Source organism: Caballeronia eucalypticola, assembly GCF_047608185.1.
Classification (GTDB): domain Bacteria; phylum Pseudomonadota; class Gammaproteobacteria; order Burkholderiales; family Burkholderiaceae; genus Caballeronia.
In genome coordinates, this window is the sequence record NZ_JBLKRU010000032.1 from 12,339 (window position 1) to 26,965 (window position 14,627).

Here is a 14,627-nt window from a genome sequence, read left to right on the forward strand (position 1 = left end):
CAACGCGCATCTCGCCTCGCACACATCGATCGATTGCTGCAAGGAGGATGAATGCCGACGAAAGCAAAGACGAACACGAAGGGTGGCCGCGAGAAAGCAAGCCGCAAGTTGTCGGCCACACGCCGCGTAACTGCGCAAGGAAAGCACGGCGACAAAGCTCATTCGCCGGGTGTGGCCAGCAAGAAAAACCCGCTCGGCTCCCGGGTCCTCGCACAGCCGGTTTTTGCGCAGCCCCAGGCGACCGCCGACCCGACCGTGTTCCGCGTGCCCCATCCCTCCGATGACGCGGCCTACAAAGAAATCGACAAACTCAATGCCGAACACAAGCTGTTCCCGTTGCCGTTCCCTGCGCCACGAGGCGGAGTAGAGCCCACGCTGACGCTGGCCGATGTGATGGGCGGCAACGTGAACGCGGCCCATCGAATCAATGCGGGCGGCCAACTCGTTTTTCATGCAACGGGAGATTGCGGCAACACGAGCGGTCCGGCTTCGCAGAACCAGGTGGCGGATAAGATGACCGCCGACTTCGTGGAGACGGCCGCGAACGAAGTGCCGCAGTTCGCGTTGCTGCTCGGTGACGTGGTCTACGACTTCGGCGAGGGGAAGTACTACTACGACCAGTTCTACGAACCCTATCGGGACTATCCTGCGCCTATCCTCGCTTGCGCGGGCAATCACGACGGCATGGTTTCGCCGGAAGCTCACGCCAAGAGTCTGGCCGCATTCTTGCGCAATTTCTGCGCCGAAAAAATCGTGGTCACGCCGGAAGCGGGCGGTTTGTCGCGTACCGCGCAGATCCAGCCGGGCGTCTTTTTTACGTTCGAAGCACCGTTCGTTCGCGTGCTGGTCCTGTACAGCAATACGCTGGAAGATCCGGGCGTGATCGCGGATTCGCATGTAGGTAAAAGCCAGCTTCAGTTCCTCGATGCCGCGCTCAAGCGGGTCAGGTCGGAGAACTATCAGGGCGCGCTAATCGTTGCCGATCACCATCCGCCCTATACCGTCGCGGCGCACGGCTGGAGTGTCGAGTTGCTGGCCCAGATCGACAAGGTGTGCGCGGCGAACGGGATCTGGCCGCATGCCTTCTTGTCGGGGCACGCGCATAACTATCAGCGCTTCACCCGTACGCGCAGTGCCGACGGTACGCATATTCCGTATCTCGTCTGCGGCAACGGCGGCCACGCTCTCGCGAAGCTTGCGAAACACGGCGACACCCCGATGCGCGCGCCGCAGGTCATCCAGGCGGCAAGCAGTTCGACGGACCAGGTCGTGCTGGAAAGTTACGACGACACCCACTACGGTTATTTGCGTATTGTCGTAACGCAGGCGCAGCTTCGCATTGAGTATCACGCGACAACATCGGATGGGAGTTCCAGGAAATCGCCGAGCGATTACGTCACGGTCGATCTCGCGACTCGTCAGATCGCGCATTTTGAAGCACCCGACCTCGGGCGCCCGGCGGCCGCGGCAACGGCGCGTGCAATGTTCGAGCGAGGGCGCGCGCAGGAGTAAGGTGCAAGAAGGTGCAAGAAGGTGCAAGAAGCGGGAGGCAGCAGTTGCTGCCGGTCTTAACACGAGGAGGATGCATGGCAGTGAACTACGGGGTGCTCAAGGGCACCGTGACCGGTCATCTTCGCAATGCCGATGACGACCACTATCAAATCCTGGTCCACGCGGGAACAACGGTTTTCCGGATTGCATCGAACGTCAAGTCGTCGGCGCCGCACGCGCCGTCAACGGTATTGTTCGAAGAGCGGGATACGTTGCCCGATTCATTAACGAGCGGCCTGGGCGCGTTGACGCCCGGTTTCACCAAGCTGCCATCCACGCCCGGCGGTCTCGCCATCGACTACGTGCGCAGCGGTCTGGTCAATACCAAGGCGATGACGCCGGTTCCCGCCGACGCGCCCGGTTCGACCAATGACCTGAAAGACAAACTGGAAAGCGCGGTCGTTGCAGCGATGGCCATGGAAGGGTCGATCATTTACGCATTTGGATCGCGATGGGGTCCTGAAGAAAACAAGCCGGACCAGTATTTCAAGTTCGTCCCCGGCAATGGTGTTCACGACATCCATATGAACCAGGGGAACGCCGCCCCGTATGAGCAGGATAACGGCGTGTACCAGGACGGGGCGCTGATGATCGCGTATGCCGACAAGACGTGGCGCGCGTTTTTCTTTGCGTTCCAGTCGCAGACCTTCGATACCGACGACCACGGCAATCCGATATCGGGCGGCTAAGTGTGTTGGTGAAGTCTACGAAAAGTCATCCATGACGGATGGCTTTTCGTACTCCCGCCAGAGGTTAAACCTTCTTCAAATAGCAGGCTTTCAGCATGAAACTGCCGGCGTCCATCTTGCAATCGACTTCATGATCGCCGCCGACCAGCCGGATGCTTTTCACTTTCGAGCCGACCTTCAGGGTGATCGACGAGCCCTTCACTTTAAGGTCCTTGATCAACACCACGGAGTCGCCGTTGACCAGCACGTTGCCATTGGCATCTTTCACGACGGCATTTGCGTCGTCGTCAGCTGGAGCAGTTTCCGAAGTTGACCATTCATGACCGCAGTCTGCGCAAACGATTCGATCGGCGTCCGCGTAGGTATTTTCCATCGCGCATAGTGGGCAGGCTGGGAGTGTAGGCATGGTTTCTTCAAATAATCGTAACAGTCGGGGAGGCGTGACGCGCTCCGGCGGCCGGGATTATAAGGCAGCCTAATCGTCGTGTATAAACCGGGTCAGTTGCACGCGAACCATCGCGCCCGACACACGCCGGACCGGGATCACCGTTTCCCGAGGCTGGAATTCCATCGGCGCGAACGTGCTTCCCAACTGCCGTTCTTCCGGTTATGGACAAGGCCGGTGAAGCGCGCGCATGGTCTCTCGCCAAGTTGCAATCCGAAAAAATTACCTCACCAAGGCAAGGTGGACGAAAATCGTCAATCAATGAGCAAACGCATTAATCGGGGCCGGAATAGCGTGGCGTTTTTAAGCTCGATTAGCGGACTTCATCAGGCTCGCGCGGCCTTGATTCGGGCTAAATCGTCCGCAAATGAATGCTTGCCGGAGCTAAATGTTGTAGTTTTTCTGCATCCGGCTACTAAATACGCCCGATATTGGCGTTTACCGCACTGGCAGCAAGCAAATTGCTATAAACTGTACGACCCGCGCGAATACTGCGCTCCTTAGCGCGCCCGCCTCCAAACTGATTCAGTTTTGCTCGAATCAACGCATCGAATGGCTGAATAGCTGAATAGCTGAACCCGAGGTGATGATCCCGTCGGTCGTCACGGTAGTGCTCGTGTCTAACCGCTTGTGCACTGGTTTGTTATTACAGAGCAAAGCTGTCGAGGAAATGTATGACAAGTTTTGATCCAACCGAATCTACCGCCGGAAACGGCGTTCCTGCAAAAAAATCGAAAGCCCGCCGTGGGTCTGCCGACAAGTTGTCGCGGCCCATGGACGAAAGCGTTTGCTCGCCCGAGCAAGCCGATGAACGTCAACGCCAGATGCGGGCGTTGATTCAACTGGGCAAACAGCAAGGTTTCCTGACCCACGCAGAGATCAACGATCACCTGCCGGGTAACTTTGCTCAGACATCGGCTATCGAAACCATTGTCAGCACCTTCCGCGACATGGGCGTGGCCGTCTATGAAGAAGCGCCTGACTCGGAAACGCTGCTGCTGAACGATTCCGCCCCCACGGCGGTGTCGGACGAGCAGTCGGACGAAGAAGCGGAAGTCACGCTGGCGACCGTCGACTCGGAATTCGGCCGGACGACCGATCCCGTGCGTATGTATATGCGCGAAATGGGCAGCACTGAACTGCTGACCCGTGCGGGCGAAATCGAAATCGCGAAGCGCATTGAAGATGGCCTTGGCGAGATGATCAAGGCGGCATTTACGTGCCCGTCGACCGTGATCACGCTGCTCACGACGGTGGACAAGATTGTCGCGGGCGAGTTGCGCATCGACGAACTGGTCGATGGCTTCAAGGACACCACGCTCGACGAAGACGCGGTGGCGGCTGATGCCGATACCGACGCCGAACTCGACGAAGCTGAACTCGCGTCGGAAAGCGACGACGAAGACGGCGAGACCGAAGACGAGCAGGCAACGCGTGCAAACGCAACGCGCCTCAAGCATTTGCTGCGCGACTGCCTGCCTATCTTCTCGAACGTGCGCGACCATTTCGACGAGTTCCATAAGGCTTATATCGCCGACGATTCGCGTACCGGTGACTGGCCCAGCGTGCAGGAACACATCCAGCGCGAACTGGCGACGATCCGCTTTACCGCTCGTACCATCGACCGCTTGTGCGCCGAGGTTCATGAGCAGGTCGAACAGGTCCGCACCATCGAGCGCCGGATCCTGAAGATTGCTGTCGACCTGGCGGGCATGCCGCGTGAGAAGTTCGTGGAAGTATTCCCGGGCCACGAAACGGATCTCGAGTGGACAACGCGTCACGCGACGGCATCGAGCGCCTACGGCAAGGCACTTGAACGCAGTCTGCCGGCCATTCAGGCAGAGCAACAGAAGCTGATCCAGATCGAGTCGAACCTGATGTTGCCGCTGTTGCAGCTGAAGGCGCTGAACAAGCAGATGACGTCCGCCGAGCACAAGATGCGTCAGGCGAAGCGCGAAATGACGGAAGCGAATCTGCGTCTGGTGATCTCGATCGCGAAGAAGTACGTCAACCGCGGCATGCATTTCCTGGATCTGATCCAGGAAGGCAACATCGGCTTGATGAAGGCCGTGGACAAGTTCGAATACCGCCGTGGCTGGAAGTTTTCGACGTACGCCACGTGGTGGGTCCGTCAGGCTGTGACGCGTTCGCTCGCCGACCAAGGCCGGACGATCCGCGTGCCGGTGCACATGATCGAGACGATCAACAAGCTGAACCGCGTATCGCGCGAAATCCTGCAGCAAACGGGACAGGAAGCGCATCCGTCGGTGCTGGCGGTTCGCCTCGATTTGTCGGAAGAAAAGGTTCGCAGCATTCTGAAGATTGCACGTCAGCCGGTTTCGCTCGAAACGCCTTTGGGCGAAGACGGCGACACGACGCTGGGCGACATGGTGGAAGATTCGAATACCGAATCGCCTGCCGACGCCGCCATGCACGCCGACATGCGTCTGGCGATCAAGGACGCGCTGGATTCATTGTCGCCGCGTGAAGCGAAGGTGCTTCGCATGCGCTTTGGTATCGACACCGTGTCCGACCATACGCTGGAAGAAGTCGGCAAGCAGTTCGATGTGACGCGTGAGCGGATTCGCCAGATTGAAAGCAAGGCGATGCGCAAGCTCGTGCATCCGAGCCGGTCAGAGAAGCTGCGTTCGTTCCTGGCACATTAAGGTTTCGACGCAAGGCTTGTTGAAAAGTAGGTTGGCGCCGTTGGACTCGCAAAGGGTCCAGCGGCGTTTTTCTTTGGTGCGCCAGTTGTTCATCAAGGGGAAATCTGCAGCCGTGTTCCCAGCGCAAATCACGCTTAACTTCAAGGGCGCGAGCTTGCTCCGCTACCAACCTTGCTCTTATAGAACCCCGGTAACACTAACGCATCCGGGCTCTTGGCAAGATGCACCCCCTGCTGCACGGCGGCGCTGAATTGAAACGATGTACTCCACAAGCGGATGCGAGTCCTGAAGAAGTCCGCCCACTGGAATTCGGCAAACGGTTCAGGCGTCTTGATGTAACCCCCTGCATTGCGCACAAACGCTGCGAGGCTTCGGTACGGATCGTCTATCAGCCCCGAGACATTCGAGGGAATCGCGGCAACGCCATGCAGGATGCCGTGCTCGTCATAGGGATGCACCCAGTGCCGGTTCGCCATTTCCAGCCAGAAGGCATCGCCTTTCAGCTTCGACAGGTCGGCCATAACCTCAACGTAAGCATAATTAATCTGGGCATCGAATAAAGCCCGTGCAAGGTGATGATGATCAGTCACGAAGTGAGTACCATCGCGGCCCAACACGGCAGGAATAGGCACGGCCTTGAGCGCGCGCTTTAATTCTTCGGCAGGCAAGGAGGCGAAGTGTTTGCGTTTCTCATCGACTTCCAGCATGCCGGCGGTTATCTGCGTTGGATGGATCTGCTGCAATTCCAGCCTGACTAATTTTTTCATAGTGGGTACGCAGCGCCTTTAGTAAGTGGCAAGCGTACCCGACGCCATGCGCGCCAACAAGTCAGCGCAAGCAGCAGGCATGGCGCGTGCCGCTCCTCCTCTTGCTAGTACATGTGCGCGCTTTGCATTTTCTTTACATGAGTCTTCGTCATTTTTCGCGGTTATTGTATGGAATGTTATGAGATGTTCTGGGAATGTTTAAACGCGCTTGGTGTAAATGCTGAAGACCATGCCGATGAAACCGGTTAGCCTGTGGGCCATCCCGGTTAGCGGTGGTGATTAACAAATCGAGCGAAAGGCATATGTCAGCATCCGTCGCAAATTCTTCGACCAAAGTTGTACAAGCTGCGCCCGTTCTCATGCTTGGTGCTGTCGGTGTCGTATTTGGAGATATCGGGACAAGTCCGCTTTACACGCTGAGGGAATGCCTCAAGGCCGCGGGCGGAGTCAGTCAGGCCAACGTGTTCGGCATCGTCTCGCTGATCCTGTGGTCCATCCTGATCGTTGTCACGCTGAAGTACGTCAGCTTTGTCATGCGTGCCGGCAATGACGGCGAAGGCGGCATTCTTGCGCTGACCGCGCTGGCGTCGGGTGTGGCTCCCGAGCGCCTGCGTAATGTCTTGCTAACGCTGGGCGTATTTGGTGCGGCCATGTTCTATGGCGACTCCATGATTACACCAGCTATTTCCGTCATATCGGCGGTGGAGGGCGTGACGCTAATCGATGCTCAACTCACTGCCTGGATCGTGCCAATTTCATTGGTTATCCTGACGGGTTTGTTCGCGATCCAAAAGCATGGCACCAGCGCGGTAGGGAAAGTCTTCGGGCCGATCATGGTGGTGTGGTTCGTTACCTTGGCCGCGCTGGGCTTGTCGCATATCGTCCAGCATCCGGTCATTCTTGAAGCGGCTTCGCCAACCTTCGCGATATCGTTCCTGACGCATAGCCCGGGCACTGCGTTCATCGTGCTGGGCTCGGTTTTCCTGGCGCTCACTGGCGGCGAAGCTTTATATGCGGACATGGGACACTTCGGTAAGAAGCCGATTCGCCTCGCGTGGATGTTCCTCGTCTGGCCGAGCCTCGTCATGAACTATTTCGGTCAGGGCGCGCTTGTGATGATGCATCCCGAAACCCTCAAGCAACCGTTCTTCGAGTCGGCTCCCTCCTGGGGACTGGTGCCGCTCGTCATCCTGGCGACGGCCGCGACCATTATCGCGTCGCAAGCGGTGATCTCGGGTGCGTTTTCCATGACGAAGCAAGCCGTGCAGCTTGGATTCCTGCCACGCATTCCGATCGTCCATACGTCGACGCATGAGATTGGGCAGGTGTACGTACCGTTTATCAATCTCTCGTTGTTCGCGGCGGTCGTGTTCCTGGTGGTGTTCTTCAAATCATCCGATAACCTCGCGTCCGCCTACGGTATCGCTGTGGCTTCCACCATGCTGCTCACGACCCTGCTGATGTATTTCATCACGCATTGTCTCTGGCACTGGAAACCACTGGCGACGGCACTTGTCATAGGGCCTTTTGCGGTTGTCGATGCAGTGTTCGTATCGAGTAACGTCAGCAAGGTGCTCGACGGCGGCTGGTTTCCGCTGCTCGCGGGCGCTACGTTGTTCACGGTCATGACGACGTGGCACAAGGGGCGCGAAACGCTTATCGACCGGATGAAATCAGATAACCTGCCGCTCAAGGAAATCATTCATTCGCTATGCCGGGGCAGTCATCCGCCATCGCGCGTGGATGGGACTGCCGTATTCCCGGGCGGCGTGGCCGGCATGACCCCGACGGCGTTCATGCACAACCTCAAGCACAACCGCGTGCTGCACAAGACCAACATCTTTCTTGCGGGCACGACGGACAACGTTCCCCACGTTCGGGACGCCGATAAGGCCGTAGTGGAGGACCTTGGCGACGGTTGCTATGCGGTCAGGGTACGTCACGGTTTCATGGAGATTCCGGACGTGCCGGTGCTTCTGACGTTGATCCAGAAGCAGATTCCGGGCTGGACCTACGACGCCGCCGATACCTCGTTCTTCCTCGCCCGCGACACGATTCGTGCGACGGGTGAAAGCAAGGCGATGGCGCTTTGGCGCGAGAAGCTGTTCGCATTCCTCGGCCGCAATGCGGCGCAAGCGGCGGAGTACTACAGCTTGCCGCCCAATCGCGTGGTCGAATTGGGCGGCCAGATCAATATGTAAAGGGCTGTGCTGGCTACGAACGAAAAAAGCGCGATGGGGTTATTAACCCCATCGCGCTTTAATACATCACAGCTAGCAAGCGCTCAATTTCAGAACTGCAGCGCCGCCGTCAAATCGCCCATCGGCTTGCCGCCTGCAGCGACCATTGCTGCGTCGCGTGCCGTCAGACCCGGCAGCTTCGGCAATGAGTATCGCGTGGTGATCAAACGCAGGATCGACGTCGTATCGTATTGCGTGTGATCGACGAAACCCTTCTTGGCGTACGGCGAAATCACGAGCGCCGGAATGCGCGTACCCGGACCCCAGCGGTCGCCCTTCGGCGGCGAAACATGATCCCAGAACCCGCCGTTTTCGTCGTACGTCACGACCACGACCATGTTCTTCCACTGCGGGCTAGCCTGCAAATGCGCAATCACATTAGCGATGTGCGCATCGCCCGAAGCCACGTCCGTATAACCCGCGTGCTCGTTCAAGTTGCCCTGCGGTTTATAGAACGAAACAGACGGCAAGGTGCCTGCATCGATTGCCGCGATGAACCCCGCGCCGTCCGTGCCGCCATCCAGCAAGTGCTCCGTGCGGTTCGTCGTGCCCGGCGCCAGGTCGGCGAAATAGTTGAACGGCTGGTGATGCGTCTGGAAGTTCGGCACTGAATTTGTCGAGCCGCTGATCTTCGTGCGATCCGCTAACGCCGCGCCCCACGAGCCGCCGTACCAGGCCCACGAAACATTCGCGGTATTCAACAAGTCGCCTATATGCGTCTGCGTTTGCGGCGGCAGCGTGGTCGCGACAGCCGGATCGGCGAGTGCCGGATCGCCACCTGTCGGCGGCGTGTTGCCGCTCGGCTGATACGGGGGTTGCATTGTATTGATGGCAAAGAAGTCCGGCGTCAGGTTGCCTGAGTTGACGAACTTTGGAATGCCCGTAATGGCGGAAGTGGGCGATGCTGCGGTCAGTTTCAACGATACCCCGTCAGCATTCACCGATGAAATCGATCCCGATGCCACGCTCTTGTCCGCGTTCGGATAGATCGGCGTGCACGCGCAAACAAGCCACTGGTGGTTCAGGAACGAGCCGCCGAACGCACCCATGAAGAAGTTGTCGGCGAGCGTGAATTGCTGGGCGATCTTGTACAGCGGCAGTTTGTCGGCGTTGGTGTTGTAGTGACCCATGACGAAGCCGCCAGAGTCAGCCCACGCGGCGAACTTGTCGTTCTTGCCGCCATCAATCTGCATCTGGTTTTCATAGAAACGGTGATACAGGTCGCGCGTCGTCAAGGACAAAGGCGTGTTGAAACCTGCCGGGTCGTCGATAGCGAAAGGCGAGTTTGGCAAGTTTGCCGTCATTGCCTGGGTGACCACAGGCGTCACGCCTGTGCCAGTGAGACCACCCCAGATAGGCGGTAGCGTGGCCAGCACGCTGCCGTCGCGGTCAAGTTGCTGCGCGCTCGCGGCTGTTACGTTCTGCAAGCCGTTGGCGCCCGGGAAGTTGCCGTAGAGGTTGTCGAAGCTGCGGTTTTCCGCATAGATCACGACAATGTTCTTAACCGAGTTGAGGTCGGCGTGGTTGTCGTCATTGCCGCCGCACGCGTATAAGCCGAGTGCGATCGACGCCGTGAGTGGCACGGCGAGGACGAGTTTCTTATTCATCGATAGGTCTCTGTCGTTGGGGAACCGGCTAACGAATCGCTAAGTACCGCCTAAGCTTTGCTAAGGCCGTTAGCGATTCTTGCCGGTGCCGCAGTGTCCCAACGGTATTTGACAGGAACATTTAATATCGCTTTCATTAAGTAAGAATATGTCAGGTTTCATCAGATAAACGAAGGGCTTTTGTCATGTCATTGATGTGACACACAAACGTCATAGGCTTCGGCTTCCGTCCAATGCCTTACGCACATGCCATCCATCGTCTCCCTGTTGCTGCCGCTTGCCGCACTTTGTGTTTCATCCATCGTGCTGACCGGTTGCGATTCCCATGCTGCTTCAACGGCGCCGCAAGCCGGGTCTTACAACGCAGGCGAAGCGAAGACTCGCGCGCAGGTTTTCGCGCAGGTTAAGCAGATGACGTCGGTGGGAGAAAAGATGTTCCTTGACCCGTCGTTATCCGGGTCCGGCAAACTGGCTTGCGCGTCGTGCCATAGTCCGAATCATGCGTTCGGGCCGCCTAACGCGTTGTCGGTGCAGCTGGGTGGCAGCGACTTGCGGCGGCCGGGATTTCGCGCGGTGCCGTCATTGCGCTATTTGCAATCGGTGCCGCAATTCACGCAGCATTTCCACGATTCAGACGATGAAGGCGACGAAAGTGTCGACGCGGGTCCGACCGGTGGTTTGACCTGGGACGGCCGCGTCGATCATGGTGCGGATCAGGCGCGGATTCCCCTGACGTCGTCGTTTGAAATGGGCAGTACACCGGCTCAAGTGGTCGCGGCGGTGAAGGCCGCGCCGTATGCGGGAGAGTTGCGCGATGCGTTCGGCCCCGCGATTTTCGATAACGACGAAAAAGCCTTCGACGCCATCCTCCGTTCGCTTGAAGCGTTCGAGCAGACGCCGCAAAAGTTCTATCCGTACACCAGCAAGTTCGATGCATTTCTTGCAGGCAAGGCTAAGCTGAACGAAGCGGAAATGCGCGGGCTGGAACTATTCAACGATGAGAAGAAGGGCAATTGCGCGGCATGTCATATCAGCCAGCGCGCAAAGGATGGCTCGCCGCCGCAGTTCAGCGACTTTGGATTGATCGCGTTGGGCGTGCCGCGCAATCGGGCGCTGCCTATTAACAAGAACCCGAAGTATTTCGACCTTGGCGCGTGCGGTCCGGAGCGTCAAGACCTGAAGGGCGAGTCGGAGTATTGCGGCATCTTCAGGACGCCGTCATTACGCAATGTGGCTACACGTAAGGTGTTTTTCCATAATGGTATCTATCACTCGCTGGACGAAGCCGTGCGCTTCTATGTTCAACGCGATACGAACCCCGAGAAGTTTTATCCCACCGTTCACGGCAAGGTCCAGAAGTTCGACGACTTGCCGAAACGCTATTGGGCTAATGTGAATACCGAACCGCCATTTGATCTTAAGCCCGGTGAAAAGCCGGCTTTGGACGAGGCTGAAATCAAGGACGTGGTCGCGTTCTTGAATACGCTGACGGATGGGTATCAGGTGGCTAAATAAACTTGACGATGCCTAACCTTTAGCCCTTAGCCTTTGCTTTAGCTGAGCGCGCCGGCTTTAGCGCATCGATAAATGCCCTAAGCTTTGCTTGCGATTGCGTGCGGACCGGGAAATACAAATAGAGGCCGTCGCTAGGCGGAGTGAAGGGCAGCAACACTTGTTCGAGGTCGCCCGCGGCCAGCTCGCGCTTCGCTTCGAAATCCGCGACGTATGCGAGCCCAAGACCCATGCGGGCAAAGTTAAGCAAAGCGCCGCGATCGTTGACCGTCAAACGGCTGCCCATATCGATCATCACCTTGCGGCCCTCGACTTGAAAGTCCCATCGGTGAATGACGCCCGATTTGACGAAGCGATACTGAATGCCTTCGTGATTCATCAGGTCCTGCGGTGTTTGAGGACGTCCCGCCTTAGCGAAATACGCGGGGCTGCCGACGACCGACCACACGGCATCCGGCGTAAGCCGCAAAGCCACCATGTCTTTCGCAAGCGCTTCGCCCAAGCGAACGCCGGCATCGAAACCACTTTCCACTAAGTCCACGGCGCCCTCATCGAGTGTCAGGTCCAGATGCACGTCGGGATGAGCCACGCGAAACTGTTCGATCATCGGTTCGATCAGCACTGCGCAGGCAGAACGGGTCATCGTGATGCGTAGCGTGCCGGACGCGTTGTGGCGAAAGCTGTTGAGCGCTTCAAACGCACTGTCGATGTCTTCAACGGCCGGACGCAGGCGCTCGAACAGCGATACCCCTGCCTCGGTCAACGCGACTCTCCGGGTGGTGCGCTGAAACAGCGACACGCCATGACGCCGTTCCAGCAGCCGGATCGATTTACTGACCGCCGTGGGCGAAACCTGCAAACGAGCGGCCGCGGTCGTAAAGCTCTTATGCTCGGCCACCGCCAGGAACATGGCCACGCCGTCGAGAAGATCCTTGTCCATGCGCGGCTCCATTATGAACTTCCGGTTCATAGGGAATGTACCTCGATACGCTTTTTCAAGCTGAATCGAATGCGTAGGATTTGCGTCATGGCAACCGGATTTCCGGTGGCCGTTCCGACCAGAGAGGTTCGACATGACCCAGCAAACAGGCTTCAGGCGCGTATGGATGATCACCGGTGCATCGCGCGGAATGGGCGGCGAGATCACTGCGGCAGCGCTCGCTCAAGGTGACGCCGTGGTTGCCACCGCGCGCAAATCGAGCGCGATAATCGATGCACTCGGCTCGCAGCCCGGCCTGCTGGCAGTCGACCTCGATGTCACCAGCGAGTCGGCGGCGCTTCAAGCCGTCAAGCTGGCGATGGCGCATTTCGGCCGCATCGACGTGCTTGTCAACAACGCCGGTTACGGCTTGGCGGGCGCGGTTGAAGAGAGCAGCGCCGAAGAGGTCCGCAATATTTTCGATACCAACGTGATGGGTTTGCTCAACGTCACGCGCGCCGTGCTGCCGCACATGCGCAGCCAGCGTTCGGGGCATGTGATCAACATGTCGTCACTTGGCGGTTATTGGGTCGGTGCGGGTTTCGGTGTGTACGGAGCGACCAAGTTTTCAGTGGAAGGGCTGTCGGAAGCGCTTCACGCGGAACTTACGCCGCTCGGTATTCATGTCACGGTCGTCGAGCCAGGTTATTTCCGAACGGACTTTCTCGATTCATCGTCTGCGATGGAAGCGAAGAATGTGATCGCGGACTATGCGAAAACCGCCGGCAAGGTTCGCGTGTCGGCGAAAGCGTATAACCATCAACAACCAGGCGACCCTAAGCGGCTTGCACAAGCGCTGCTGACATTGGTGTCAGCCGAGAATCCGCCGCTGCGGCTTCAGTTGGGTACGGACGCCTTGACGCGGATTCGCGAGAAGCATGCGTTTGTCGAACAGGAACTTCAGACGTGGGAAGCGCTGTCTCGGTCGACCGACTTTCCGGTGTGAGGGAGTGTGGTCGCGCATAGGGTGCCGGGTGGCTTTATCATTGCTAAAACCCTCTCCTGTGCAGATGGAATGCGGCATGGGATGCAGGGCCGACTGCTTGCCTATGCGCGTCTCACAGCGCCGGAGAGAACGGAACATGACTGCATCGAATGAAGTTGGACATGCCGCTACAAGAGAAGTCATCGAGCGCTTTTATCGCGCCATCGAGAATGCGGATATAGAGCTCCTGCGCACCGCCGTGACGTCCGACTGGCAATACGTCCCGGGCACATCGGCGCCATCGATCGGCGTGGAGCAGATTGCACCCATGCTCGCAGATTTCGTGCGTGCGCTGCCCGATATGAAAATCATCCTGCTCGATGTCCTGATCCACGACGCCATGGTCGGCGTGCGTGCCAAGGTCACGGGCACGCAGTCGGGACCGCTCATGGGTATTCCGGCTACGTCCAAGGTGGTTGATTTCGCGATTCATACGTTCCATGAACTCCGCGATGACCGCATTGCCAAGACGTGGCACCTTGAGGATTGGCTGGGCTTGTTCCGGCAAATCGGCGAGTTGCCGCCGGGCTTGGCCAACCGTCCTGCTTAGGACGGTGTGCGTCGTTATTAATTAGATAATATCAACGCGTTAGGTATTTCTAGTCGCAGAACGCCAAGACTTAGCGGAATGCACTAACATTCTTATCCTCCATGGAGGATAAGAATGGAACATACGCAGCTCGACAAAATAGACACCTCAATCCTGATAGCGATCCAGGCCGATGGCCGCGCGACTAACGCGAGCCTCGCCGAAGCGGTCGGCCTTAGCGAAACGCCGTGCGCTCGACGCCTTAAACGGCTGGAAGCGGAAGGGTATATCGAGGGATATCGGGCGATCTTGTCCAGATCCGCATTAAAGCTGGGTCTGCTTGCATTTACGCTGGTGCGCTTTGGCGTGCACGATCGGCAACTGGCCGACCGGTTCGAGCGCGAAATCCAAGCCATACCGCGTATTGTTTCGTGCCACAACATTTCTGGCAGGGCTGACTATCTGCTGCAGGTTGTCGCGCGAGACCTGGAGGACTATGGCACGTTCCTCCGTGACGTATTGCGTACATTGCCCGGCGTTACGGCCGTCGAGTCCACGCTTTCGTTACGCGAGGTCAAGCGTGATGCGGGGTTGCCGTTGCTTTGAGCGGATCGGTCAGAAATTCATCAGGAATACGAACAAGCTTTTACTACCGAT

Annotated in this window: 12 protein-coding genes; 8 read left to right on the top strand and 4 right to left on the bottom strand. The window is 58.0% G+C overall.

All coding sequences use genetic code 11. The annotated features are described in order from the left end of the window. The first annotated feature begins 51 nt into the window (after positions 1 to 51). Positions 52 to 1,512 (top strand): metallophosphoesterase family protein, encoded by a 1,461-nt coding sequence (locus tag ACMX25_RS28480; RefSeq protein ID WP_414953336.1) that lies wholly within the window; start codon positions 52 to 54, stop codon positions 1,510 to 1,512. A gap of 74 nt (positions 1,513 to 1,586) precedes the next feature. After that, positions 1,587 to 2,240, top strand: coding sequence for a DUF2278 family protein (locus ACMX25_RS28485; RefSeq protein ID WP_414953337.1), 654 nt, complete (start codon positions 1,587 to 1,589; stop codon positions 2,238 to 2,240). 64 nt (positions 2,241 to 2,304) lie between these two features. On the opposite strand, the gene ACMX25_RS28490 is transcribed toward ACMX25_RS28485, so the two are convergent. Beyond that, positions 2,305 to 2,646, bottom strand: coding sequence for a zinc ribbon domain-containing protein YjdM (locus tag ACMX25_RS28490; RefSeq protein WP_414953338.1), 342 nt, complete (start codon positions 2,644 to 2,646; stop codon positions 2,305 to 2,307). Positions 2,647 to 3,458: 812 nt separating this feature from the next. Here ACMX25_RS28490 and rpoD point away from each other — a divergent pair. After that, entirely contained in the window at positions 3,459 to 5,351 is a 1,893-nt protein-coding gene (gene rpoD, locus ACMX25_RS28495; RefSeq protein ID WP_414953403.1) for an RNA polymerase sigma factor RpoD, read from the top strand. Positions 5,352 to 5,491: 140 nt separating this feature from the next. Here the strand turns inward: rpoD and ACMX25_RS28500 are convergent, their stop codons facing one another. Further along, complete coding sequence (locus ACMX25_RS28500) at positions 5,492 to 6,094, bottom strand: ParB-like protein (RefSeq protein ID WP_414953339.1); 603 nt, start codon at positions 6,092 to 6,094, stop codon at positions 5,492 to 5,494. Positions 6,095 to 6,420: 326 nt separating this feature from the next. On the opposite strand from ACMX25_RS28500, the gene ACMX25_RS28505 reads away from it, so the two are divergent. Further along, a complete protein-coding gene (locus ACMX25_RS28505) occupies positions 6,421 to 8,319 on the top strand; it encodes a potassium transporter Kup (RefSeq protein ID WP_414953340.1) in 1,899 nt (632 codons plus the stop codon). A gap of 89 nt (positions 8,320 to 8,408) precedes the next feature. Here the strand turns inward: ACMX25_RS28505 and ACMX25_RS28510 are convergent, their stop codons facing one another. Continuing rightward, positions 8,409 to 9,965, bottom strand: a complete 1,557-nt coding sequence (locus ACMX25_RS28510; RefSeq protein WP_414953341.1) for an acid phosphatase — start codon at positions 9,963 to 9,965, stop codon at positions 8,409 to 8,411. A 246-nt stretch (positions 9,966 to 10,211) separates the two neighbouring features. On the opposite strand from ACMX25_RS28510, the gene ACMX25_RS28515 reads away from it, so the two are divergent. Next, a complete protein-coding gene (locus ACMX25_RS28515; RefSeq protein WP_414953342.1) occupies positions 10,212 to 11,480 on the top strand; it encodes a cytochrome-c peroxidase in 1,269 nt (422 codons plus the stop codon). Positions 11,481 to 11,499: 19 nt separating this feature from the next. Here ACMX25_RS28515 and ACMX25_RS28520 read toward each other — a convergent pair whose 3' ends face one another. Next, a complete protein-coding gene (locus ACMX25_RS28520; protein ID WP_414953343.1) occupies positions 11,500 to 12,417 on the bottom strand; it encodes a LysR family transcriptional regulator in 918 nt (305 codons plus the stop codon). A gap of 133 nt (positions 12,418 to 12,550) precedes the next feature. On the opposite strand from ACMX25_RS28520, the gene ACMX25_RS28525 reads away from it, so the two are divergent. The 3 genes from ACMX25_RS28525 to ACMX25_RS28535 all read left to right on the top strand — a co-directional run bounded on the left by ACMX25_RS28525 (position 12,551) and on the right by ACMX25_RS28535 (position 14,576). After that, positions 12,551 to 13,402: an oxidoreductase gene (locus ACMX25_RS28525; RefSeq protein WP_414953344.1), complete on the top strand. Its 852-nt coding sequence runs from the start codon at positions 12,551 to 12,553 to the stop codon at positions 13,400 to 13,402. Positions 13,403 to 13,538: 136 nt separating this feature from the next. After that, entirely contained in the window at positions 13,539 to 13,991 is a 453-nt protein-coding gene (locus tag ACMX25_RS28530; RefSeq protein WP_414953345.1) for an ester cyclase, read from the top strand. A gap of 114 nt (positions 13,992 to 14,105) precedes the next feature. Beyond that, positions 14,106 to 14,576, top strand: a complete 471-nt coding sequence (locus ACMX25_RS28535; protein ID WP_414953346.1) for an Lrp/AsnC family transcriptional regulator — start codon at positions 14,106 to 14,108, stop codon at positions 14,574 to 14,576. The last annotated feature ends 51 nt before the right edge of the window (positions 14,577 to 14,627 follow it).

Coding starts and splice junctions, on each gene's coding strand:
- ACMX25_RS28480 (WP_414953336.1), top strand. CDS start 52: ATGCCGACGAAAGCAAAGACGAACACGAAGGGTGGCCGCGAGAAAGCA.
- ACMX25_RS28485 (WP_414953337.1), top strand. CDS start 1,587: ATGGCAGTGAACTACGGGGTGCTCAAGGGCACCGTGACCGGTCATCTT.
- ACMX25_RS28490 (WP_414953338.1), bottom strand. CDS start 2,646: ATGCCTACACTCCCAGCCTGCCCACTATGCGCGATGGAAAATACCTAC.
- rpoD (WP_414953403.1), top strand. CDS start 3,459: ATGGACGAAAGCGTTTGCTCGCCCGAGCAAGCCGATGAACGTCAACGC.
- ACMX25_RS28505 (WP_414953340.1), top strand. CDS start 6,421: ATGTCAGCATCCGTCGCAAATTCTTCGACCAAAGTTGTACAAGCTGCG.
- ACMX25_RS28510 (WP_414953341.1), bottom strand. CDS start 9,965: ATGAATAAGAAACTCGTCCTCGCCGTGCCACTCACGGCGTCGATCGCA.
- ACMX25_RS28515 (WP_414953342.1), top strand. CDS start 10,212: ATGCCATCCATCGTCTCCCTGTTGCTGCCGCTTGCCGCACTTTGTGTT.
- ACMX25_RS28520 (WP_414953343.1), bottom strand. CDS start 12,417: ATGGACAAGGATCTTCTCGACGGCGTGGCCATGTTCCTGGCGGTGGCC.
- ACMX25_RS28525 (WP_414953344.1), top strand. CDS start 12,551: ATGACCCAGCAAACAGGCTTCAGGCGCGTATGGATGATCACCGGTGCA.
- ACMX25_RS28530 (WP_414953345.1), top strand. CDS start 13,539: ATGACTGCATCGAATGAAGTTGGACATGCCGCTACAAGAGAAGTCATC.
- ACMX25_RS28535 (WP_414953346.1), top strand. CDS start 14,106: ATGGAACATACGCAGCTCGACAAAATAGACACCTCAATCCTGATAGCG.